The organism is Pseudomonadota bacterium, assembly GCA_008501635.1.
Lineage (GTDB): Bacteria > Pseudomonadota > Gammaproteobacteria > QQUJ01 > QQUJ01 > QQUJ01.
The window spans coordinates 37,889-61,270 of sequence record QQUJ01000005.1 but is presented as its reverse complement, the minus strand read 5'-3'; the positions used below and the strand labels follow the sequence as shown (position 1 = coordinate 61,270).

Below are 23,382 nucleotides of genomic sequence, written 5' to 3'. Positions count from 1 at the left end.
CTTTCTGCAATCCGAACGGGACCGGTTGCCCCAATGAACCCGGAAACCACGCGGAAATCGGGATTGCTCATCTCATTGTGACTCTGTCGCCACCGTCTGCCACCTTATGATCGTTCCTTCACCGAGCCAGTAGTATGGCACTGGATCGCGGGCGCAGGTGGTAAGTTTGTGAATCATCGCAACGCGGTTTCAGGCCGGCAGCATGCAGCTCTGTGGCGTTTCGCGAGCGATTTTGGCGGTCAGATGCCACCGATCACCCGGCGGCGCCGGGGCAAAGCGAACCCGACCGCACGGCGCCGGCGTTGAATATCAGCAAAGGCGATATTCACGCTTTGCCCTATCTCATGGGCGCCCATGGGTAACGGAACACCACTCCGAACCCTGGTACGTTCCGATACCTCTACCACGTATTCATGCGGGCATCCAATCATCACTGCTGCCAAAGGATTCGTGCGTCTGCCAATGGGATCGCGACGCCACCGCGCTGCGGTATGAGACGCGGCGTGTAGTCCGTCGCCGGACGGGCTCGCTGCAACCCATCTGCTCCTGGCAATCCCCCTTGAATCGCCACCAAGCACAACGTTGCCCGGCGCGTGGATGAGGATGGTTTGGCGTTTCACACCAGATTGATCGAGTGCGTTATGACTGTCATGGCGTGGTGCCCCCTGGCTGACTCTGCGTCAGTGCAGCGCTCTTGGACGTTATACGCTCGATCAGTTCGTTCCAGGACTCAGCGAAAGATTGCACGCCCTCGCGCTGCAAGTGCGCCGCAAGCGCCCTATAGTCAACGTCAGCACGGGCAAACTCGGCGACCATGGCTTCGGCATCGCCGCCGTCGGCGGGTAACGCACCATGTATTTGACCATGCTCGGCAAAGGCGAGCAGCGTTTTCTCCGGCATGGTATTGATGGTATCCGGCGCGGCGAGCGACTCAATGTACAGGGTATCCGGGGCATCAGGATCTTTGGTCCCGGTGCTGGCCCAGAGCAGGCGCTGCGGTCGGGCACCTGCGGCGGCCAGTGTCTGCCAGCGCTCTGATTTGCGCAGTTCACAGTAAGCCTTGTAGGTTTGTTTGGCTATAGCGATGCCGAGCCGGTTGCGAAGCGCCGCAGGAACCTTTTCCTTGATCGCGACATCCCAGCGGCTGACGAAAATCGATGCCACGGAACCGACCGCCGGATCGAGGCCGGCGGCGAGGCGCCGCTCGATGCCGCGCATATACGCTTCGGCCGCTGCAAGGTAGTGCTCGCGGGAGAAAAGCAAGGTCACATTCACCGGTATGCCGGCAAAGATCGTCTCCTCGATCGCCCCAATACCGGCACGGGTCCCCGGAATCTTTATAAAGATATTGGCTCGTTGTGCCTGCGCATACAGTTGTGCCGCCGCCTTGATGGTGCCGGCGGCATCGTCTGCGAGCAAGGGCGACACCTCCAGCGAAACCCAACCGTCAACCCCGCCGGTCGCTGCGTGGATCGGACGGAAAAGATCCGCGGCCCGGGTCAAATCCTCCAACGCCAGCTCAAAGAACAGAGTCTCGGCGGATTTGCCGGCCCGCGCTTTCTGCCGGATGGCCGCATCATAGAAGTCAGCGTTCCCGATAGCCTGATTGAAGATCGTGGGATTGGACGTCAACCCCGTCACTGACAGCTCGCGGATATAGCGGTTCAGTGTGCCGCCGGTCATCAGCCCGCGCGTGATGTTGTCGAGCCATAGCCTTTGGCCAAGGTCGTGTAGTTGTTGTGTAGCATTCATGATGTTTCCTGATTGAGGGAACGAAACTTTCCCGAACGGCTTACCGGGGTCGCTGGACAGCAAGGGGATTGGCCGCTGAATGGATTGGCGACGATGGGCGTCGCGGCAAACGATAGCTGCGATGACCTGCAGCAGACCAACCGATGATGCGAAGCCGGAGATCGATTCGACCAGAGCCTCGTCTCTGGCGCGCGGCTGCCCGCGATAAAAGGCACCACTGCGGTCCTCCGGGAATAAATTCAGAACGGTTGTTTACCTCGTTCCGTAACGTACCAGATCACAAGGCCGATCAGGGGAAGGAGAAATACCACCAGGGCCTGATCAACTTTTCAACGCTCCGAGCCGAACCTTGCAAGTATAGTCATGGGCATCCAGGTATCTGTCCACGAACCTCGGATCAGCCTCGAGTACATTGACGCCAGCACCTGACTTTCCGGTCTTCCGACCACCCCATCGCGCAAGGATCAAACTAGAACCCATCTCAAAATCCCCCGCGAGCTGTGCCGGAAATCCATGGGAGTGCTATTCCAGCGTCAAGCCACGCCATTCCCCGCACGGTACCCCAGCACGCCCATGACTGCGCTACCGCATCTGTAAACGGCGCCAGAATCTGCTTCGACTCTTTCCGTGCCTCAGAAAGCAACTGATGCCAATCGTCGGGCCGATGACCACACTCCAGCATCTTGCGGAAAACCCGGCAGGTATCGTCACTGCCCTCATATGCCCGCTTGGTGCCCACATCAGCACCCAGGCATAAGCAATCACCTTGCTTGGGGCATGGTAGCGGAAGCATAGCCGGAACTGCTGAAAGAAACTGGCACGGAACAGGTGCTCGTTGTCATCACCCAGGGTGTTGCCCTGCCGACATTCCGGTCTTGCCGGATCTTGTGGGATAACCTTAAAAGCCAGCTGCGCGATCGCCGGCAATCGTTTTGTGGCGTTGCGCAGGATCACGCGGGCAGTTTGCCCTCCACCCAACGTACGATCTCGGGTAAGCCCATCGCTCCGGCCTGTCGTGCAGATTCTCGCCCGTCCTGGAACAGCACCAGTGTCGGGATCGAACGGATACCGAACTGTGAACCCAGCGTCTGCTCATCCTCGGTGTTCACCTTGGCCAGTCGTACCCGCGGCTCGAGCTGGCGGGCGGCTTGTTCGAAGGCCGGAGCCATCATCTTGCAGGGGCCGCACCAGGGCGCCCAAAAATCGACCAGTAACGGAATGTCGCTACAGGTGATGTGTTTCTGGAAATTGGCCCCCGTCAAGGCCAGCGGTTGACCGCTGAACAATGGCCGGTGGCATTTGCCGCATTTCGGACCTTCTGTGAGGCGGGCCATGGGGATCCGGTTTACCGCATCGCAGGCGGGGCAGACGATATGCACTACGTCACCCATGGTCGTCCCCCCTCTGTCACTGCTTTACCGTACATGTATTTGGCTCCTCAGACATCAAAGCGCCGCAGGCGGGCGCGCATCGCTTCGAGCTCTTCCAGCAGATCGAGCGCCAGCGCGGCGCCGGCCACATTGACCCCCAGATCGCGCTGCAGGTGTATCGCGCAGCGCACCCGGCGCACCGTGATCCCGCGGAACCGCCAGCGCGCTGGATCGCGACCCAGGGGTTCGGCAACGCCCTCCTCCACGAGCGCAAACACCTGCTCGGCGGGCACCTGGCAGATGCGGCACAGTTCGCCCAGGGTCAACTCCACCTCCTCTTCCAACACCTCTCCGGTCAACAGCGATACTGTTTGCTTTTTCATGTCGGATCAAACCCCCAGACGTGAGCGTGGGTTGAAGGGCAGCGCCTCTTGCAGATGGCGATAGGCAGCCTTGGCGGCCTCTGAATCGGCGGGTGGCAGGACAATCTGCACCACGACGTAGAGATCCCCGGGTGGCTGCCCGGGGATGCCCCGCTCTTTGAGCCGCAGATTACGGCCAGTGGCGGATCCCGCCGGTATCTTCAGATCCACAACACCGGTGGGCGTGGGCGCCTTGACCGTCGCACCGAGCGCCGCTTCCCAGGGTGCTACGGGCAGATCCAGGAACACGTCCCGGCCTTCAACGTGATAAAAGGGGTGGGGACGAAATTCGACCTCGAGATAGAGGTCGCCCGGTCCACCCTTGCCGATTCCCGCGCCGCCCTGCCGGGCCAAACGGATATGCTGCCCCTGGCGCACACCCTTGGGGATACGCACGTTGAGCGTGCGCTCCTTCATGGCGGGGCGCCCGTCACGGCCCAGTTCGGTCTGCCTCAGTGTCAGCGTACGGCTGGCACCCTGATAGGCGTCTTCGAGGTCGATCATCACCTTGGTATGGGTATCTTCACCCCGCGCATTGAATCCGGCGTGGCGGGCTTCGCCGTGGTCGAATCCGCGGCCAAACAGGCTTTCGAAGAAATCGCTGAACTGAGACGCATCGGCCTCGGTGAAACCACCACCGTGGAACTCGAAACCCTGATCCCACTCCGGCGGCGGCCGGAACTCCTGCCCGGCTTTCCAGTTGGCGCCCAACTGATCGTAGGCGGCCCGTTTCTCCGGGTCTTTGAGCACCTCGTTGGCCTCACCGATCTCCTTGAAGCGCGCTTCGGCGTCCGGCTCCTTGCTGACGTCCGGATGGAACTTGCGCGCCAGCTTGCGGTAGGCACGCTTGATCTCGTCCTGGGTGGCGTCGCGCTTGACGCCCATGATCTGATAGTAATCTTTGAATTCCATGGCAGTTCCATAGTGAGCGGTACCGTTATCGCCCGGTACACGGTTCCGTTCTCTTATTTGGCACCGGCAGAGTGCTTTTCAACCCCCGAATTGTAGAACCCGTCTCAAGATCCCCTGTGAGCTGTACCGGTCGCGGGATTTCGAGACAGGTTCTAGTATCGCCTCTTTACGCTTGTCCGTGAACCGTCCCGTCACCGTGCGCCGGCGCTCCGTTCTTCAGAAATGCAAAACCCGGTGCCTGTTGTCGATGGCATCGAAGTCGGGAAGCATGACGGTGGCAGGACTATCGCCCTCTAAACCACCACGCCTCCATTACCTGTCATACCCGGCCGGCAGCAATGGATGGCACACCGCTGACATTCGCAATGGAACAAGAGTAGAATCGACCCAGTAATGTTTGACGTCCACCTTTCTCGACACGACCGAGGTGAACCCAGGTATTAACGGAAAAAACGGGAACTGGAAATCCGTGCCATGGTTCCGGACCGACAGCGGCGGGGGATAAACCGAATGAACGATGAGGTCTCACGTAAAAAAGACTGGAAATCGGTCACCGGACACCTGATCGGTCCAGAGACACTCGAAACCACCGACGTGCCGGATATTGGTGATTTGGCCGAACGTCTGCGGTTTTCGCTGCGGGATGGACAGATCTGGCTCGACACGCAACGCGTGGCCCTCATCCATCTCTCCACGCTGACAACTCTTCGCCGCGAATTGATCGAGAACCTTGGCATCGAGGATGCGCGTGGTTGTCTTGCCCGCATGGGATACGCATCGGGTTGCCGCGATGCCGCGCTGGCCCGCAAGCTCCGCCCGCACTGCAGTGTGAAGGATGCGCTCCTCGTCGGGCCGCAGCTCCGCGCTATCCAGGGGGTCATCTCCCTGCAACCGGTGCAATTGGAAGCGGATCTCGAAAAGGGCACCTTTTTTGGAGAATTCACCTTTTCCGGATCGTTTGAAGCGGACGCACAAATCGCTGATTTTGGTCTGTCGAACGTTCCGAGTTGCTGGATGCAGGTGGGTTACGCTAGCGGTTACATCAGCACCTTTATGGGCAGGGATGTTGTGTTCAAGGAGATCGAGTGTCGCGCATCGGGAAGTCAGTCGTGCCGGATGATCGGAAAACCATTGCCGCTATGGGACGACATCGAAGAAGAACTGGTGGCATTGCGACTCGACAAAGGAAGCACACACGCGCTCTCTCGCGGAAAAGCGTCCAAAACCCGCACCGCGCCGGGCTCGAGAGACGATGTCGCGGATTGCGCCATGCTTTCTCATGGCATAGTCGGGAATTCATCCGGGCTTGTCGTAGTCTGCGAAATGTTGCGCAAAGTGGCCAACACCGATGCCACGGTGCTCTTTCTTGGTGAAACAGGCGTTGGCAAAGGGATGTTTGCCAAGATGTTGCATCGCATGGGCAAACGCTCCGACAAACCTTTTATTGCCGTCAACTGTGCGGCCATTCCCGAAAATCTGGTCGAGTCCGAACTTTTCGGCGTCGAGAAAGGCGCGTTCACCGGCGCCAGCCAATCACGACCGGGGCGCTTCGAACGTGCCAACGGCGGAACGTTGTTTCTTGACGAGGTCGGAACGTTGACGATGGCGGCCCAGATAAAACTGCTGCGCTCCATTCAGGAGCAAGAGATCGAGCGCGTGGGCGATACCATCACTCGAAAGATCAACGTTCGCATCATCGCCGCCACCAATGTCGATCTGAAAGAGGCGGTCGACCAAGGCACATTCCGTGATGACCTGATGTTCAGGCTCAATGTGTTTCCCGTTCGAATCCCTCCGCTGCGGGAACGCCGCGAGGACATTCCTCCATTAATGGATTTTTTCCTGGATAAGTTCTCAACCCTCCATGGAAAAGAGGTTACCGGATTCACCAGCAGAGCAATGGATGCGCTGTATGACTACAACTTCCCGGGAAATATACGTGAGCTTGAGAATCTCATAGAGCGCGCCGTAATCCTCGCTGAAGACGGCCAGGCAATCGATCTCTCGCACTTGTTTGCCCCGGAGGACCTCCAGGCTTCGATGGTGCTCAAACTCAACAGCACCGGAAATCTCGAACAACGCCAGTCGCCCGCCATTGCCTCCAGATCTGATATCAGCGAGGTCATGGAAACCATGCTCAGCGATGGGATTTCAATCGAAGACTTCGAACACCGTCTCATGGAAAAAGCCGTTGAACTCGCCGACGGTAAATTGTCGAGAGCGGCGCGCATGCTGGGAATCACCCGGCCGCAACTGGCGTATCGACTGAAAAAACACCAGGAATCTACGCTGAACTGAGATCGAGCCGACTTTGCTCGGAATCAGGAGCACCCCGCTGACCTGTCTGCAGAAATCGGATCGTGTTCGCATTCAGCACGAGGCAGGTAAGTACCCCGGTGCGATACGCACCCGTGTCGATTCCTATCCGGTTGGTTCGCACTTCCACTCTCGGCACCACCTCGTGACCATGAACGACCCTGACGCCGTGATCGACAACAGAACGATGAAAACGCCCACGTATCCACACCAGATCTCGTACCGTTTGCTGCTCCAAAGGCACCCCGGGCAATACTCCCGCATGGGCAAAATAGTAATCACCCTCTCTGTGGCTGGACTTCAGATGCTGATAAAAATCCATGTGCCGATTCGGAATGGCTTGTTTAATCGCCTTTCTCAGTGATTCCAAAGCTTTGTCATCAGTCAAATTTTCCAGCGCAACATCCAGACCGTAGGAACTCACAGCCTGCAAGCCGCCCTTTTGCAGCCAGTGACGCGCCACCCGCAGATCCCCATTCAGGTAGCGCAGCATGACTTGTTCGTGATTGCCCAGCAAAAACTCTTTGTGGAAGGTGGGTAGCGGATCATTGAGAAGTCGATCAATTACTTCTCTTGAAGCGGGGCCACGGTCAATATAGTCACCCAGAAACACCAGGCATCTTTGTGTCGTCCCACGCTGACCCTCGTCGTCAGCAATGCGCTCCAGTAGCGCATCGAGCAGATCGACCCGACCGTGAATGTCCCCGATGACGTAGATGATGCTGCCTTCGGGTACCCACCAGTCGCGAGCGGGCGGGTGCATCTCTGCGCTTACTCGGAACCGGTCACAGGCATGGACTTCTTGCCTGGCATATCGCCTGTCCATCGCTCGAACAGCGTATGTTCCACCCCAACCAGATCCAGTGCTTTGCCCACGCTCTGGTGAATGATATCCATGATCGTCTGAGGCGCGTGATAAAAGGCCGGCATAGGCGGAAGTATCATGCCGCCGAGATCCGCAACCTTGCTCATGAGGTCGAGATGTCCTTTGTGCAATGGAGTCTCACGCACCATCAACACCAATGGTCGGCGTTCTTTGAGCGTCACATCTGCCGCGCGAACCACGAGATTGTAGTTAAAAGAATTGGCAACGGCCGAAAGCGTCTTGATGCTGCAGGGGGCCACAATCATCCCACGCGCCCGGAATGAACCACTGGCAACCGCGGCGCCTATATCCTTGTTGTTGTGAACCCGATCTGCCAGCGACCGCACGGTATCCAGCGAATAGTCCGTTTCCAAAGTGATGTTCCGTATCGCCGATTCACTGAGAACGAGATGAGTGGGTACATTTGCAGCCTTGAGTGCCTTCAAGACCTCAATGCCATATATGACACCGGTTGCGCCGGTAATTGCTACGACCAAGGGCAAACTCATATCAGCTGTTCTCCTTGCTCCTCAATCCATCTATCAGTTCCGGGCAATGCTCTCGCATCGCTTGACTATGGTTGCGAGGCAGACGGATTCAACTCGCCCCGGTGTCAGCCATGCTCGATATTTTTCTGCAGCTCGGCGTCGAACTCCAGTACTTTATACCCCGCCCCTTCGAATGCCGATACCACTTCATCCACCTTCTCGCAGGCGGTACATTTAAACCGAAGTATGACTCGCTTCGGACCACCAGCAACTTCCTGACCAATCGGATAGATCGAGTGTACGATTGCGCCAGCGCCCTCGGCGATGGCGGCAATTCGGCCAACGGTTCCTGGCTCTATTTCTATAGGAGCCAATGTGATTCCGCTCCATTTTTCAAAGACACCAAGGAAAATCGCAGCCAATTTGAACACTTCGGTTGCTGAAATCAATCCTACCACCTGATCTCCTTCAAGCACCGGGAACTGCCCTATTTTCAGTGTCTGTCCCTTTTGCAGCACATGCTCCATCGTATCGGTGGCCTTAACGGTGGCCGGACGGCGCACCATGAGGTCTTTGACTTTGAGCCGGTTTACCAGATAGTCGAACTCGTTGACGTCCTGCGTCCTGGTGACGAATTCAGTCGCGCGCAAACAGCTCGCGCGCGTAATCAGACCTCGCAGTTCTCCGTCGTCGACCACTGGCAGCGCACGCAAATTGTTTTCGCTTAAAATCCGTTTCGCCTCACTGACCAGCGCATCGCTGGTGATGGTTCTTGGATTTGGTTGCATCCAGTTGGTGACTTTCATCGATATACCCTCTGTAATCTCTGGTTACGCCGCATTGACGTAAAAACGCTTTGCTTTCAGCTCGAAGCGTGGAAGCGTATTACGCGGCACCAAAACCACCTTGGGGCGAAACGCCAGCATGGAGCTCAGCCTTTCCGCAATAGTCTCCGCAATCTCCGGTTGCGCACCCACGATAAACTCGATCTCCACTTGCATCTCGTCCATGTGTTTGTGCTTGCTGACCGTCACCCGAAACTCATCCACTTCATCGAACTTTCTGATTATGTTCTCGACGGCGCTTGGATACACGTTCACACCGCGTACCGTCACCATATCATCAGCGCGGCACAGTATCCCGCCCTCGAAGCGCAGCGAAGTTCTCCCGCACACACACTTATCCAGATTGACGCGCACCACGTCTCCCGTTCTGTACCGAATGACCGGGTAACCCAACCGCCCAAGATTGGTTATCACCAGTTCGCCACGTTCGCCGGGTGCCACGGGATCCCCGGTTTCCGGATCAATAACTTCAGCGATGTATTCACTTTCGATAAGATGTGTGCCTCCCGGTTGGGCGTAGCACTCAAAGGAGTGCGCCCCCACCTCGGTAGCACCGGCGTGATCGAAACACTTGGCATTCCACAACTGCTCTATTCTCTGCTTCGTGGAAGGCACATTTGCACCTGGTTCACCGGCATGCACCGTTGCTTTGATCGGAATGCTGCTCAGATCGAATCCCGTTTCACGCGCCACCTCGGCAAGCCGTAAAGCGTAGGTTGGCGTACACGCCAAAGCGGTCGCTCCGGCATCCCGCATCAGCTCCAGCCGTTGGAGGGAATCCCTCCCACCGCCGGGTATCATCATCGCGCCTATCTGTCTTGCACCCTCAACCGCTGCCCAAAACCCGACGAACGGCCCAAAGGAAAAGGCCATGAAGAGTCGGTCAGAAGAGGTCAGCCCGGCACCTGCCAGCACATGTCCCCAACAACGCCCCCACCAGTTCCACCCGTCAGCGGTATCCGGCACTTTCAACGGTACACCGGTCGTTCCAGATGTCTGATGGAACCGGGAATAGGAGTCGATGGGATAGGTAAGGTTGTTCCCGAAAGGGCCATTGAGCTCCTGATCGCTCATCAACTCGTGCTTGGTCGTCAGCGGCAGTTTGGATAAATGCTCCAAAGATGTGATATCAGCAGGCTTTACACCTACGGCTCGCCATTTCCGGGTATAGAATAGATTTTTCTCCCACAACTCATTCAGCATCGCCTGGAGTTTTCGCAACTGCAACTCGTGCAGCTGCTCGCGTGGCATCGTTTCTGTCTGCTCATCGAAATAGATCATGGTTTTTTCCGACACGGATCTGTCCCCTAGCGACGCTGCTAGCTGCGCATCTCCTGAAACACGTCCTGCTCCATGCGCACCAGTTTTCCACGGTCTTTTCCCGACCATTGCACGGCAAACGGCAGCGGCGAAGCACCCGGCCACGACTGATCACGAGCACCCATGACCTCCATTTCCCACATGGAAATCTCCAGTGGGAGTGCGGCGTCAATGCGTTCTTTGATCTGGCGGCACTTGCCCTTGACCAGGAAAACCATATTGTCTGGTCCGATAATCTGCACAGCTGCACGACCGTCGCGCTCCAGATTCTTGAGCGTCTTGCTGCCATGGTCGGCGCCAAACCGAACGCGCTTTTTGTCGACAGCCGCTGCCCAGGTAAACGCGTCAGTCGGATAACCATCCTCACCAACGGTCATAACAATGCTCAACGCTCCCGCACTGAGATAATCAAACAATCCATCCGGCAGTTCCGATGTAATCGGATGCGCTGTAGCGGTCGTAATATTGTTCACGTCTCGAACCCTCCGTCTCATGAGTAAATTTGCGGCGCCGCTGACTAGCGCCAGTTTGCGGTCAATCTCTGAATGACTCCGTAGACCCAGTAATCTGTTGCTGTACCCTGCCTGGGCGGCGGTTGCTGAGGCAGTTTGCCGCGCGCAAAAAGGGCGATGTCTCCTGCATCATCTCCGGCCACGGGATCGCCATTTACCGAGTGGCTGTTGAAGGCCGTGATGACCATGTGCGAGTCCGCACCCGACAGACGTTGCTCGGTATAGATACCCACCATTCCATCCAGTGTTATCTCCAGCCCGCTCTCTTCCCGCGCTTCCCTGATCACTGCCTGCGGCACTGTTTCTCCCATCTCCACATGGCCTGCGGGTGGTGCCCAATATCCCGCCAGTGGTGCCTTCGTTCTTTTGATAAGCACCAATCGCTTGCGGTGCTCGATGAGTGCCAAGGCGACCGATTCCCGAGTCAGGGAACACCCGCAATCACTGCACCGTCCAGGGGGTTGTCTGCCGAGCAGCGCGGCACTTCTGTAACGCATGCACTGGGCACAAGAGGCATAGTCCGCCACAACCGATTTGCGGTTGGGCCCGACAAAGTTAGAGGTGCCCCCGGGTCGGATTCGGGTGCGAAAGGATTGCGGCCCACCGGCCAAATGAGCGCCCCTCAGGTAATACGCCGGCTTCTGACACGTCTGAAGAGCGGCGCCCGATTCCGATGTCCGGTCTCTCATTGCCCTCCCCCCAATGCCCCACTGGCCACTTGGGGAACATCCCGATCGCACCGGTGATTTACGTCGAGCGCTACCTTTATCGATACCTCGTGACCGTCACTCGCGGCCAATGTCCTGCGAACCGGAACCGGGCAAAGAATCTCCAGTTTGTCGTTGGGATACTCGCTGATATCCGGGATGACCACAGCACCGGCGACCTGCTCGCCGATCACGACCCAAAAGCATTTCGCATCGCAGAATCCGGTCGCGGGCTCAATGGCGATACCCGGTTCTGTGAGCATACGTTTCCTTCCCCGTTCCCACTTTTTGCCGGTCATGGTCAGGTTGAATGTTCCCGGGTAAGGAATGAAACCCAGTTTCCTCTCGAACTCGCTGGCCGCCCAGGGCAGACTGGTGAACATACAGCCCTCACCCAGACCACTGCTGACCACTCCGCTCAAACTCAGAGTCTCGGCTTGAAGAATGGTCTCTACAGTCAACATGTCGGCGCCTGAACGATTCCCGCCAGCAGAGTCTGCGCCCGCGACCTTGCATCCTTGGGTATGACGACCTTTTCGTACTCTGGTCCCGTCCCTTTTGTGGCGTCAAAACCGATTTTCGAACCGCAGCCGAGTGCAACCGCTGATGGGTCGATTACGTAAGGTTCGGTCCTGTCGATTGTCAGGGTATCCCTGCTCGGTTGATAGCGAGTCGCCATCGCCCAGGCGACTTCTCGGGGATCACGTATATCCACATCGTCGTCAACGACGGTAACCGACTTCAATCGCTTATCCAGAGACAACGCCAACTGAATCAGTCTGCGTACTTCGCTGGTTGAACAGCGGCCCACGGAGATGACTGCGGAAAAACCGATCGTCCCACCGAGCATCTCCAGATCCGCAACGGCGCCAACATGACGTTGCAACTGCCACAACAGTTCCGTACCGGCCGCCAGTGACAACAGGGAATCTACATCGGCTGTCCAGGGACACAATCCCGGATAGACGAAACCATCGCGGTGGGTGACGGCGGAAATCTCGATAACCGGGCTTTCGTTGGTAAAGTAATAACCGGTATTTTCGCCGAAAGGCCCTTCTTTCATCCGTACGCCCGGCAGTACTTTCCCCTCGATGACGATTTCAGCGTGCGCCGGAACATCAATCTCGACGGATTCCGCGCGCACCAGCTCCACAGGTTCGTCGCGTAGCGCACCTGCAATCTCAAGCTTGTCCGGTCCTGTTGAACCCGCCTTTACGACAGCGGCCACCAACGTGGCAGGCTCCAGGCCAAGGGCTACCGCCACTTCCAGTGGTTTTCCCTCTTTTTCCGCGTTCTCCAGGAATTGAGACAAGGGAGGATTGGCGAGGAATACACCCAGACGATTACCTCCGTGCACCATCATCCGGTGTATCCCCATTGCACGGCGTCCGGTTGCCGGATCTTTCGCCAGGACCACGCCCGACGTGATAAAGGGCGCCGCGTCCTTCTCGTAGTGCGTCAGAATGGGCAACAGTGCGAGAAGGTCATCGGGATCCCGCTTGATCACCTCCTTCACCGGCGCCTTACCATGACAATCGACCGTCGCTATCCCGCGCCCTTTTCGTTCCAGATAGACCGCCGCAAGCTTTTCGGCCGTGGTACCAAATGCTCTGGCCAGGCGACTGCGCTTGCCCAGCAGGTTGCCGCATATGCTGGCGCCCGCATAACCCCGCACGTTCGAAAACATGACGGCGGGGTGCTGATCCCCCAATGCCTTAAGAACCGCGGCGACCTCAAAGCGAGGATCGACACTCTCTTTCACCCGTACCAGATCGGTTCCCAGATCGGATAAGAATTGCCGCAAATCCGTGTAAGCCATTGTCGTCTACGCTCGGGGGATTCAGCACCCTGTTCGCTATCTATCCTTCAGAGATATTTCTCAGGAAAACGCTGAATCTCCTTCAGCACATTGATGGAAAAACGCTCCTTGGCCAATTGACCGCGACCGAAGCGAACCTGCAGCGAATCGCCGAACTTGGCGGTATCAGTCGACACCCGCGCCTTGACGCGCTTATAGGTGTACTTGTCCAGCCCGTCATTGAGCGTGCGTATGGTCAACTCGAGATCGCAGTCCTCCGGCAGTTCGTCGAGCTCCATCACAAAGGTTTCCCACTTATTCATCTGCTTTCTCCTCAATTACTTGACCGGTGGGTAGCCGTAGGCTTCCCAGTTGCTGGTTACGCGATCCTGAATCTCTTGCGGGTAGACGTTCTTGAAAGAGACCGTAGTCGGTACGTCGTTGATCTTGTGCCAATCCACCGGCCAGGTGCAGTCGAACGATACTTTCGAACCGATCGAATAGGCACGCTCATGCGGGCTGGCATGCGGGTACAGCGAGGTTCCGGTGGTGTTCTTGTAGATGTGAATGTCACGCTCCGGATTACAACGGGTACAGAAGGCGTGGTACACCTCGTCCCAGTTGTAGATATCGATGCTGTCATCCACCACCATCACCATGTGGAACCACGGCCCCAGCTTGCTGCCGAAGGCGAGCTGCGCGATCTGCTGCGCGACTCCCGCGTAGGTCACCTTCACGCCGACGATCATCATGTGATGCGTGGAGCGCGGGTGCATGTAGACGCCCGTGATGGGAATGCCCTGACTGCGCAGCAGCTTGTCCAGTTCCAGACCCAGCGAGAAGGAGCGCAGCAACTGCCCCTCGTCCATGGGTACGCCCATGTTGGAGATGGTCATGGTCGCGTTGTTGCGGAAGGTGACACAATTGACGCGGAAGGTAACGCGCGGCATACGCGGCGAGGTGCGGTAACCGGTGTACTCGCCGAACGGACCCTCCTCCACCATCACGTCCGGCGTGATCACGCCTTCGAGAATGATTTCGGCGTTGGCCGGCACCAGCAGGTCGTTGGTTTCGCACTTCACCAGCTCCACCGGCTTACCACCGAGCATGCCGGTCAACTCAGGCTCCGGAATCGGTGACGGCGCACAGGCTGCCATGGCGGCCAGCGGCGACAAGCCGATGGCGGTGGCGAAAGGCATCGCCTCGCCGCGCGGCAGGTAGTAGTCGTTCAACGTCTTGCCCAGATCGGAAAAGGGAAAGACCGCGCCGCACATGGTGCGCGAGTCGTACATCATCTGGCGGTACATGCCCCAGTTGTAATCCCCGCGAATCGGGTGCTTGGTCACTACCGCATGCCAGGTGCCGATGTAGCGGCCACCGTCGCCTTCGTGCACCAGCGGCACGGGCAGCTTGGTGAGGTCCACATCGTCGCCCATCCACACGTTCTCTTTGCAGGGAGCGGCACTGCGTTCGATCACCACCGGTTCGATAGGATCGCTGTTGGTACGGCGCAGATACTCCGTGGAGATCTCCGGCAGTGTCGAATCGGGCGACATGCCCAATGAGACGGCCATCCGCCGGTAGGTGGACAGCGGCGCGCCGAAATAGCTGTTGCCGGGATAGTCCTTGATTTTTTTCATGTAGGGGGCAGGCGCGCCCAGCTCGCACGCTCGCCGCACAATCGCCCCTGCCTCGTTGTCCCAATCGACCTCCTGCTCGATGGCGACCGCATCACCGGTCTTCAACAACATGTCGATGAACTCGCGATTGCTGTCCGGTGCGCCGTAATCAGCGCCAACTGCTTTCTCTTTTCTCACAGTGCTCACAATGGATTCCTCTAGTTACTGATACCGTTAGCCAACCTTTTCCAGAATCTTTTCCCACTTACCTTGCGTCTTTAGAATCATCTCGGCCACTTCGCGCACGGCACCGTAGCCGCCACGCGCTTTGGTGATATAGACCGCCGCCGCTCTCACTTCGTCGACCGCATCAGCCACCGCAACGGGCAGGCCGACGCGCTTCATCATCTTGAGATCAACAAGATCGTCGCCCACGTAGCAGACTTCGGCATCAGCGATGCCTTTGTCTTTGAGCATCTCTTCGTAGGGTTCGGTTTTCTTTTTGATACCTTCATAAAAGCGGGCGATCTTCAACTCCTGCGCGCGGTGGCGCACTGCTCCCGATTTTTTTGATGTGATGATGGCGCATTCGATGCCGCTCATCTGCAAGGCCACGACACCAAAACCATCCTTGATGTCGAAATTGCGCTGTTCGACACCGTTGTCGTCGATGACAATGCGGCCGTCGCTCATGACGCCATCGACATCGAGAATCACCAGCTTGATATTCTCTGCCTGCTCCATTACCGATTCCCCCTAAAGCTTGATTCCGTATTCGTCCCAACGCGAATTGATCTTCTCCATGGTCGCCTCGTCGAGGGCCACCTCGACGGGCTTTTCCTCCCATTCGAAGGGAATGGTCGCATCGAGCAGAATCCGGGAGGTGATCAGTTTGCTGACGCTGGGATCGAGTGCCGGGTCAAGAGGCGTCGAACGACCGCGCTTGATGAGTTCGGTACCGCGCATGGGATCGTAACGACACGCCAGCGCCCAGAAGACGCGCTGCACATCGTCGGCCTCGATGTCCTCGTCGACAACGATGACACCCTTGATTCCGTAGCTGCCGGTTATGGTGGAGATGACCGCCTGGCCGACCTGGGAAGAGTGACCGGGATACATGGTCTTTACGGAAACCACCGCCCAGAAACGGCCGGCAGACTCCGGCATCACATTGACCGACTTGATACCGGGAATTCCCATTTTGGCCAGATCGCTCCACAACATCGCGGTGCGGGTAAACGAAAGCAGCATATGCACATCGGTCACCGGACGGCCCACCGACGTCGCCCACAGAATCGGGTTATTGCGGTGCAGGATCTGCTTGACCTCGAGACACGGTTTTTTGATCACCTTGTAAAGTTCGTCGGTGTAATACCCGGTGTACTCGCCAAACGGGCCTTCGGGTTGGAAGTTCTCCGGATCGATCTCTCCCTCGAGCACGATCTCTGCCCCCGCCGGAATCGGTAATCCCGTCATCGGCGCCAGCATGTACTCCGACGGCGCACCGCGCACCGAACCGATGATGTCGTACTGGCTTTGGGCACCTTCGTGCTGGAGGGCGCCGGCCATCATCATCAACGGATCGCAACCGATAACTGCAGCCGCGGGCATCTTCTTGCCCATTTTCTTGTACTTGTTCATGATGCGTTCGCCGCGTTTGCCGGGCAGAATCTGCACGCCGCACCGTTTTTCATCGAGCATCTGCATGCGATAGGTGCCGAGATTGACTTTCCCGGAGTCGGGGTCACGAATCGCCAGGAAGGTGGCCGTACCGATGTAGCGCCCGCCGTCCCTGGGGAAAAACCGCGGCACCGGAAACATGTTCAGATCCACTTTTTTACCGGAGTGAATGTTCTCCAGTATCGGACCCTCTTTTACTTCCTTTGCCGGAATCAGTTCATCGATGGTCTTGTTCATCCACTCGCGCGCGGAATCGCAAAGCGAGTAGTGACCCGGCATGTTGACCGACATCGCCAGACGACTTGCGGTGGCAAACGCGCCGGTAAAAACGGGCGAGTCATACCCCTTGATATTCTCGAACAGCAGCGCTGGTCCCTTCTTCTCTTCGGTCACCTTCGAAATGTGCGAAAGCTCGAGATTCCAATCGACCTCGGCGCTGACTCGCGCCAGTTCGCCGGCTTTCTCGCATTTGTCGATGAAATTTCGTAGATCCATGGTGGCTATCCTTTTGGTTATGTTGTGTGACTGTTACGCACTGCTTCTGACAAGGGCCTGCAAGCGATGGTCTCTCATCATTGCAGCCGCTTTCCCGTCATCACCGAGTTGACGATGTGCTCGAGGGCCGATTTGCGGCCGCCGCTGACCGGATCGGTTTTGCGGGCACTCCACACCGTCTCGGGGCGTGCCTGGAGGATGAAGATGTTGCCACCGGACGGGACTGTTTTATCAACGGCCCATTCCACGTCCATGGGTCGTCCATAGTGCTTCTCGATCAACTTGCCCATGCGCGCCAACTCTTCGATTTCGTGGTCCAGCAATGACTGAACCTCCTGGCGTTCAGCAGGAACCTCGGATCGTATCGATGTTTGGGTAATGGGATCGACGGTGTAACAGACCTCTTTGCACGAGATCGTGCGCGCCATGATCTCTTCCGACACCTTGTTCACAAGGAACTGGTCGGGTGTCACTTCCCCCGACACGACCGATTCACCAAATCCGAAGTTCGAATCGATAACGATACTGGAGCGGTCACCGTTACTCGGATTGAGTGTGAACATCACGCCGGCCGTCCACGAGTTGGCCATCTTCTGAATCCCGACGCTGATAGCCACCTCATGATGTTTGAACTTGTTTTTGTTTCTGTACGCAATGGCACGCGCCGTGTAGAGGCTCGATATGCATGTCTTGACGCGGTTCAGCACATCGTCGACGCCTCGAATCCAGAGATAGGTGTCCTGTTGACCGGCAAAACTCGCATCGGGCAAGTCCTCAGCGGTAGCGCTGGAACGAACGGCAACAGGCGTGGCCGGCATGCAGCAGTAATTGGAAAGTTTGCGATAGTACTCGGCGACGCTGTCTTCCAACTCGTACGTCAGATCGGTCTCTTCGATAAGCCGACGCGCTTCTACGGAAGCGGCCTCCAGCGCCTGCATATCGGTGTCATCGATGCCGTCACACAGGCCCATCAGCTTTTCGCTGAGTTTCCCCTGCTCGATAAACTGGCGGTAGGCGTGGGTGGTCAGGGCGAATCCCGGCGGTACTCGAATACCGGCGTTAATCAGTTCCCCCAACGATGAGTTCTTGCCCCCGACCAGCGGTACATCCTCTTTTCGGCACTCTTGAAACCAACAAACCAGTGGTGCATTTCCCTTCATAACCCTTTTCCTCTAGGCGGCCGGAGCCCGGCTGGCCGAAGCCAGCCGAACACCTGCCTAACTGGAGAACATCAAGAACCTGCAAGTATCAGGGTATCTTGCACTACTTTACGATCGTCACTTCGCCGGTCGTCCCGTTCACTTTGAGCATCTGTCCAGTCTTGATGATCTTGGTGGCGTGACCGGTGCCGACAATCGCCGGCATCCCGTACTCGCGACAGACGATAGCGGCATGGCTCATAACACCGCCCACGTCGGTTACACAGGCCTTGATCTTGATGAAAACCGGGGCCCAGGACGGTGAGGTCGTTGGAGCAACCAGAATCTCTCCCTCCTCGAGCTGACCGATATCTGCAACCGTCCGGCAAACACGCGCCTTGCCTTCGACGCTGCCGGGACTGCCGGGGAAGCCCTTGAACGAATCGATGTCATCGAGGTTGGCTACATTCTGAATATCGGACCACGACTTGAGCGACTCGTTGGTAACACCCCACAGCACGACCGTGAACGGCTCCTGTATCACATCGGGCGCCGGTCCGACGGCCGGAGGCGGACTCCATTCCTGGAACTTCTTCATCACACCACGGCGCCAGTCGATCTCCTTGGGCCAGGTGTAGGTGCCGCGCGGTTTGACATTGGTCGCCCATGCGGTCACCACATCCCACAACACATCGCGAATCTCGCCACGCTTCAGGTACCAGATGTCCTCGACATCCTCGATGATCCCGAACTCTTTGACGATCTCTGCAACTTCACGAATCTTGTTCCAGAAAACCGAATGGAACCAGTGCTCGACGTAGAAGAGATGGTTTTCGACATAGGGGAACACCGTCTTGGCGGTACCGAGCAACTGATCGAACGTTGCGCGATCCTCGTCGGTGCTGATCAGGTTGCGATACTCCGCCGTGATGCGATCACGCTCCTGCTGCACGGCCTCCATCGGCCGCTCCAGCGAATTGCCTTCATGCAGCTTATCGATGTAGATACCGATCGAAGACAACGGAACAGACAGGTCATCGTTCCAGGAACGATCGTGGTGATACCAGCCGGTACCGGTCGATACGTTGAACCACGGATAACGGGCCTTTTCAAAGGCAGCCAACCACTGTTTCCCGGCATCGCTGCCGCCCAACGAGGCTTTCAGGGCTTCATAGTCGGTACCCTTGCGCACCTCGGCGTCCACGCCCAGATCAACGGCGCGTCGGGCGAGGTTTTTCAGCTCCTCATCAGGCTGGTACATGATCACGTCGATACCCGAGATCATCTGCGTTACGCGCTGTGGCGGGATATCGGGGAAGATCTTCTGACAGAAGTCGAGGAAGGTGACGTAGGCCGCGTACCCGAGGTTGAGGAACTCAAAGTGGTACTGCCAGCACCGGATACCGAGATCGATGACGTTGTCATACGCCTTCAGCAGCTTGTACCCGGTCGATTCGCCGAGGCCTTCCTTGACGACGCTCAAATCTTCCATTTCCGGCAGCTTGGGGATCTCCAAAGCTTCGAGATCCGCAATGGTCTGCTTCATCTTCTGTTCCCACTTCGCCTCCAGCGCATTCCAGTTCTCGTAGTAGTAACCGGCGCGCTCCATGAAATGCGCAATGCGAGACTGTATGACCTCCGGGTCTTTGACCGGCACAGGCGTTATGTACAGATAGCCGTTGATCATGCGGTGATCGACACCGAACACCGGCGGAACAGAGAAGATACGCGTGTTGTACTGCGACAGCGCCAGAAACCAGGCCTCGTCCCAGATCGTATCGAAGGGATAGAGCGGTTCCGGATAGTGAAGCCCGTCGTAGAACCAGAATGCGTTCTCCTCGTACGCCTTGCGTTCCGGATCATCGGTAACGAACGGATACTGATAGGGATACATGCGCTCCCATCCCTCGGTCCCCGGAATCGTTTCAACGTCGTGAGGATTGGGAAATTGTACCTTTGCCATACAGCTCCTCCTCCAGTAATCGCGTGCTTTCAGACACGCTGGTTATGTAGTTGTCAGACGAGGGCAAACCGCTACTAGCGAGCGACTTTACAAAACGCCTGTACGGTCATTGAAGGCAAGGAGCATGCCAGCGTGCAATCTCAGCGCTATTGTCTGATCCGGTTTAAGCGGGAGAGGTCTTGTAACACCCTGATTGCCCGTCACTAAATCGACCCGCAAGCGCACATCTGGATCATCTCCCGAGGGGCATGCGAGGTGTATCCGCTGCCGCGGCCCCAGCCCTCTCAATTGACCATTTGATAAATTCGGGAAGAAGTCACGCGCCGTTTGCAGCGATTTCATCAAACCCACTGCAACACTCTGTTATTCGTGGTTTTCAGCACCAGGCCCACAAATCCGGATTGCTCCGGCAGGGATCTGCAACGCTGCGGACAGCGCAGGCTGCGGTGATCTGAAGGGGGATTGAACAGCCTTTTTTTACGTAAGGTAAATTATCGATCTGTAGCCGTCCTGAACGCGGCTGCGCTTTGTTTTGATCGTCAGGAGGGGAAAAAGTCCATCGTATAGCTGATCGTGGTTCCGGCTACCGCCTTGGCGCCAAAATCAAACCGCTTGATACGTAGCGTCAGTTTGCGTTCCAGATCATTGTCGTCCAGTTCGCTGCTGACCACTCTGATATCGGTCACCTGTCCATTCGGCGCAATGGTGAGTTTTACCACCACCTTGCCTTGCAATGAGGGGTTGGTTCGTAAAGCGCGATTGTAAAGGTTGTAGATAGCCGTCTTGTTACGATCGAAGATCAGCTGGATCTCCTCGTCGGTACGGCCAGCCAGTTTGTTCTTGGCAGCGGAGCGCGCATCCCCTGCCGATTCCGCTTTAACCGGGCTTTTCACCTGCTCGATACTGCGCGCAGCGAGCCGAGTGCTGCCGGTGTCGCGGCTGAGCGCGGCGGTATTTATACCTCCGCTGCCCGTTGCGACTTTGGAAGTAACGAGCGAGCGTTCCGTCTTGCGTGCCGTTTGACCCGCCGAACTCAACCGCTGCCCAGCCTCGAGTTTTGCGACAGAGGGATCCTGCCGCAACTCCGCCAGGGTATCCTGAAACGCCATAATCCCCGCGCGCGATGCGCGTTCGCGTGCCGAAGGTTCAGGCTTTGCCTCCTTCTTCGGCTCGGGTTTGGGTTTCGGCTCGGGTTTGGGTTCCGGCTTCTTCTGCTCGACCGGCTTGGGTTCCGGACGCTGCTCTTCGATCTTGGGCGGTGGTGGTGGCGGCGGAGCCGGTCGACGTTTCTCCAACACCAGGCGCGCGATGCGTTTGGGCACTTCATCCATAATCGGGCGATCAATCTTGAACACCGGCAACATCGACGTGACGACCGACATCATCAGAAATACCGCAGCGGTAACCAGCAAAATACGCTTGAAACGACGATCGTCGAGGCTGCCGCCATTCCACGCGATTTCCAGAGCGTAGGCGCTCACCTCAGCTCTCCTTTACGCCGCGCTGCTGTACGGCGAGAGAGACAGTGCCATAACCCGCTTCGGTACAGGTCGCCATCACCTTTTTCAGTACCTCGAAAGAGGTCGTCCGGTCGCCAAGTATCGTGATCTCACCCTTGTCCGCCGCTCCATCTTCGATCTGTACCAACCGGTTGCGGGCGTGGCGTTCCAGAGCTTCGCGCAGCGCAACCAGGATGGTCTCTTTGGAGCCCACGGCAGCGCTGATAGGAAGTACGGATTCGCCTTGCACCAGAATTTCCTCCCTGGTGACCAGCACGGTGATCGTCTGACGTACCTTGGCCTCGATATCGGACTCCGGCAGTTTCACCGCGCGACTGCCGGGCATCTCCTGCACATCGGACGAGTTGACCAGCAGGAAAAAGACCAGGATGGTGAAAATGTCCATCAGCGCCACGAGATTCAATCCACCGCCGAACTTGCGGCGCCGGTGGTGGCGTTGCATGCGCTGCGCGCGTCGTGACAGTTTCATCGCCACGCCTAACTCCCTTTTTTCTTCGCTACGATGGGCGCATCGCCCAGGGCGATCTCAGGGAAGAGTTCCGCTTTGATGCGTTCGCCATTCTCCTGCACTTCGTAGGCACGCACGGTGTCCATCACCTGTATCAGGTCGTCGTACTGAATCGCAGGCTCGGCCAGGATGCTGGCGCCCACTTCATCGGGAAATTTCACCTTGACGCGTTGCAGCCATTCGGAGAGCTGTTTCAAATCATGTCCCTCCTCTTTTCTTGACAAGGTCACCAGTTCACCGCTGGCTCGATCGCCGAGGATGAGGCGATCGGCGCGCACGATGACCTCCAGCTGCAACCGTGGCTTTTCCGCCTGCTCCTCGCCTCCGGCGCCAGGGAGATTGAGCTCGTGGATGGTGATACGCGAGAACACCGCCATGATGAGCAAAAAGGGCACCAGCACGACCATCAGGTTCATGAACGCCGTGACATTGAGGTCGGTCGTGACCTCGGCACGGTTGCGCATGCGCCGGTAGCTGCGCATTACGCACTCGCCTGCGAACGGTCACCGATGAGATTGACCACCTTTACCGTGGCCATCTCCATGTTGTCGATCAACTGCGTGCTCTTGGTTTGCAGCACGGCATGCACCAGGAGCAGCGGAATACCGACCATCAAACCGAAGGCGGTGGTGTTCATCGCCACCGAGATACTCGCCGAGAGCATATCCGCCTTCTCCGCCGGATTGGCGTTGGCCACCGCGGTAAAGGCCTGGATGAGACCGATGATGGTGCCCAACAAACCGAGCAAGGTGGCGATGTTGGCCAGCGTTGCAAGATAGTGGGTGCGTTTCTCCATCCGTGGAATCACCTCCATCAGTCCCTCTTCCATCGCCATCTGCACATCATCGCGGCGGCGCGCTTTTATCAGACTCGCCAGCCCGTAGCTGAGTATCTTGCTGATAGCGGCCCCCGATTGCTCGATAATCCCCTGGGCTTCTCGGAACTTTCCCGAACTCAGCAGTGGCATCAGGTCATTCCACGCCTTGCGGTTTCTCAGCGCGGCGTACGAGAGAAAGAGATAGCGCTCGACCGCAATGGCCATACCCAGTGCCAGTACCACCACGATCGGATACATGAAGGTGCCGCCAGACTGGAAAAAGGAAACAATGTTGTTGTAGATCGTCATTGCCGTGCCCTCACTGTGTAACCGT

Annotated in this window: 24 protein-coding genes and 1 pseudogene; 2 read left to right on the top strand and 23 right to left on the bottom strand. The window is 57.4% G+C overall.

The features are described 5' to 3' along the window. Positions 1-648: 648 nt before the first annotated feature. The 5 genes and pseudogenes from tal to DWQ09_01240 all read right to left on the bottom strand — a co-directional run bounded on the left by tal (position 649) and on the right by DWQ09_01240 (position 4,456). Positions 649-1,752 (bottom strand): transaldolase, encoded by a 1,104-nt coding sequence (tal, locus tag DWQ09_01260; protein ID KAA3630234.1) that lies wholly within the window; start codon positions 1,750-1,752, stop codon positions 649-651. Between the two features lie 481 nt (positions 1,753-2,233). After that, a pseudogene (locus DWQ09_01255) lies at positions 2,234-2,775 on the bottom strand (type II toxin-antitoxin system YhaV family toxin). Next, positions 2,703-3,143 (bottom strand): thioredoxin TrxC, encoded by a 441-nt coding sequence (locus DWQ09_01250; protein ID KAA3630233.1) that lies wholly within the window; start codon positions 3,141-3,143, stop codon positions 2,703-2,705. The pseudogene DWQ09_01255 and the gene DWQ09_01250 overlap by 73 nt, the downstream one beginning before the upstream one ends. A gap of 47 nt (positions 3,144-3,190) precedes the next feature. Further along, positions 3,191-3,505: a MerR family transcriptional regulator gene (locus tag DWQ09_01245; GenBank protein ID KAA3630232.1), complete on the bottom strand. Its 315-nt coding sequence runs from the start codon at positions 3,503-3,505 to the stop codon at positions 3,191-3,193. A 6-nt stretch (positions 3,506-3,511) separates the two neighbouring features. Then, a complete protein-coding gene (locus tag DWQ09_01240; GenBank protein KAA3630231.1) occupies positions 3,512-4,456 on the bottom strand; it encodes a J domain-containing protein in 945 nt (314 codons plus the stop codon). A 594-nt stretch (positions 4,457-5,050) separates the two neighbouring features. Between DWQ09_01240 and DWQ09_01235 the strand changes: the two genes are divergently transcribed. Then, a complete protein-coding gene (locus DWQ09_01235; GenBank protein ID KAA3630280.1) occupies positions 5,051-6,754 on the top strand; it encodes an AAA family ATPase in 1,704 nt (567 codons plus the stop codon). Here DWQ09_01235 and DWQ09_01230 read toward each other — a convergent pair. The 15 genes from DWQ09_01230 to DWQ09_01160 all read right to left on the bottom strand — a co-directional run bounded on the left by DWQ09_01230 (position 6,741) and on the right by DWQ09_01160 (position 21,312). Beyond that, positions 6,741-7,598: a serine/threonine protein phosphatase gene (locus DWQ09_01230; protein KAA3630230.1), complete on the bottom strand. Its 858-nt coding sequence runs from the start codon at positions 7,596-7,598 to the stop codon at positions 6,741-6,743. The two genes, DWQ09_01235 and DWQ09_01230, sit on opposite strands and share 14 nt — an antisense overlap. Beyond that, positions 7,544-8,146 (bottom strand): UbiX family flavin prenyltransferase, encoded by a 603-nt coding sequence (locus DWQ09_01225; GenBank protein ID KAA3630229.1) that lies wholly within the window; start codon positions 8,144-8,146, stop codon positions 7,544-7,546. The genes DWQ09_01230 and DWQ09_01225 overlap by 55 nt, the downstream gene beginning before the upstream one ends. 104 nt (positions 8,147-8,250) lie before the next feature. After that, positions 8,251-8,931 (bottom strand): CBS domain-containing protein, encoded by a 681-nt coding sequence (locus DWQ09_01220; GenBank protein KAA3630228.1) that lies wholly within the window; start codon positions 8,929-8,931, stop codon positions 8,251-8,253. Positions 8,932-8,955: 24 nt separating this feature from the next. Continuing rightward, positions 8,956-10,251 (bottom strand): phenylacetate--CoA ligase family protein, encoded by a 1,296-nt coding sequence (locus DWQ09_01215; GenBank protein KAA3630227.1) that lies wholly within the window; start codon positions 10,249-10,251, stop codon positions 8,956-8,958. Positions 10,252-10,289: 38 nt separating this feature from the next. Then, complete coding sequence (locus DWQ09_01210) at positions 10,290-10,784, bottom strand: hypothetical protein (protein ID KAA3630226.1); 495 nt, start codon at positions 10,782-10,784, stop codon at positions 10,290-10,292. Between the two features lie 23 nt (positions 10,785-10,807). Next, positions 10,808-11,491 (bottom strand): NUDIX domain-containing protein, encoded by a 684-nt coding sequence (locus DWQ09_01205; GenBank protein ID KAA3630225.1) that lies wholly within the window; start codon positions 11,489-11,491, stop codon positions 10,808-10,810. Continuing rightward, complete coding sequence (locus tag DWQ09_01200; protein ID KAA3630224.1) at positions 11,488-11,973, bottom strand: DUF120 domain-containing protein; 486 nt, start codon at positions 11,971-11,973, stop codon at positions 11,488-11,490. Before DWQ09_01200 ends, DWQ09_01205 begins: the two co-directional genes overlap by 4 nt. Further along, positions 11,967-13,328 carry a UbiD family decarboxylase gene (locus tag DWQ09_01195; protein ID KAA3630223.1) on the bottom strand — a complete coding sequence of 454 codons (1,362 nt, stop codon included), beginning with the start codon at positions 13,326-13,328 and terminating at the stop codon, positions 11,967-11,969. The genes DWQ09_01200 and DWQ09_01195 overlap by 7 nt, the downstream gene beginning before the upstream one ends. Positions 13,329-13,375: 47 nt before the next feature. Continuing rightward, entirely contained in the window at positions 13,376-13,630 is a 255-nt protein-coding gene (locus DWQ09_01190; GenBank protein ID KAA3630222.1) for a phenylphosphate carboxylase subunit gamma, read from the bottom strand. A 15-nt stretch (positions 13,631-13,645) separates the two neighbouring features. Next, entirely contained in the window at positions 13,646-15,058 is a 1,413-nt protein-coding gene (ppcA, locus tag DWQ09_01185) for a phenylphosphate carboxylase subunit alpha (GenBank protein KAA3630279.1), read from the bottom strand. Between the two features lie 102 nt (positions 15,059-15,160). Further along, positions 15,161-15,670 carry a phenylphosphate carboxylase subunit delta gene (ppcD, locus tag DWQ09_01180; GenBank protein KAA3630221.1) on the bottom strand — a complete coding sequence of 170 codons (510 nt, stop codon included), beginning with the start codon at positions 15,668-15,670 and terminating at the stop codon, positions 15,161-15,163. 12 nt (positions 15,671-15,682) lie between these two features. Beyond that, the gene (gene ppcB, locus DWQ09_01175; GenBank protein ID KAA3630220.1) at positions 15,683-17,101 is read right to left on the bottom strand and encodes a phenylphosphate carboxylase subunit beta; all 1,419 of its coding nucleotides are present in this window, start codon (positions 17,099-17,101) and stop codon (positions 15,683-15,685) included. Between the two features lie 77 nt (positions 17,102-17,178). Further along, the gene (locus DWQ09_01170) at positions 17,179-18,261 is read right to left on the bottom strand and encodes a phenylphosphate synthase subunit beta (GenBank protein ID KAA3630219.1); all 1,083 of its coding nucleotides are present in this window, start codon (positions 18,259-18,261) and stop codon (positions 17,179-17,181) included. A gap of 103 nt (positions 18,262-18,364) precedes the next feature. Beyond that, a complete protein-coding gene (locus DWQ09_01165; protein ID KAA3630218.1) occupies positions 18,365-20,203 on the bottom strand; it encodes a PEP-utilizing enzyme, mobile region in 1,839 nt (612 codons plus the stop codon). A gap of 539 nt (positions 20,204-20,742) precedes the next feature. Further along, entirely contained in the window at positions 20,743-21,312 is a 570-nt protein-coding gene (locus tag DWQ09_01160) for a TonB family protein (GenBank protein KAA3630217.1), read from the bottom strand. A gap of 67 nt (positions 21,313-21,379) precedes the next feature. On the opposite strand from DWQ09_01160, the gene DWQ09_01155 reads away from it, so the two are divergent. Beyond that, positions 21,380-21,676: a hypothetical protein gene (locus DWQ09_01155; GenBank protein ID KAA3630216.1), complete on the top strand. Its 297-nt coding sequence runs from the start codon at positions 21,380-21,382 to the stop codon at positions 21,674-21,676. 9 nt (positions 21,677-21,685) lie between these two features. On the opposite strand, the gene DWQ09_01150 is transcribed toward DWQ09_01155, so the two are convergent. From DWQ09_01150 to DWQ09_01140, 3 genes are read right to left on the bottom strand one after another with little or no spacing between them, the layout of a single operon-like run. Continuing rightward, entirely contained in the window at positions 21,686-22,198 is a 513-nt protein-coding gene (locus DWQ09_01150) for a biopolymer transporter ExbD (GenBank protein ID KAA3630215.1), read from the bottom strand. A gap of 2 nt (positions 22,199-22,200) precedes the next feature. After that, complete coding sequence (locus tag DWQ09_01145; protein ID KAA3630214.1) at positions 22,201-22,713, bottom strand: biopolymer transporter ExbD; 513 nt, start codon at positions 22,711-22,713, stop codon at positions 22,201-22,203. After that, positions 22,713-23,357, bottom strand: coding sequence for a MotA/TolQ/ExbB proton channel family protein (locus DWQ09_01140; GenBank protein ID KAA3630213.1), 645 nt, complete (start codon positions 23,355-23,357; stop codon positions 22,713-22,715). Before DWQ09_01140 ends, DWQ09_01145 begins: the two co-directional genes overlap by 1 nt. Positions 23,358-23,382 lie beyond the last annotated feature (25 nt).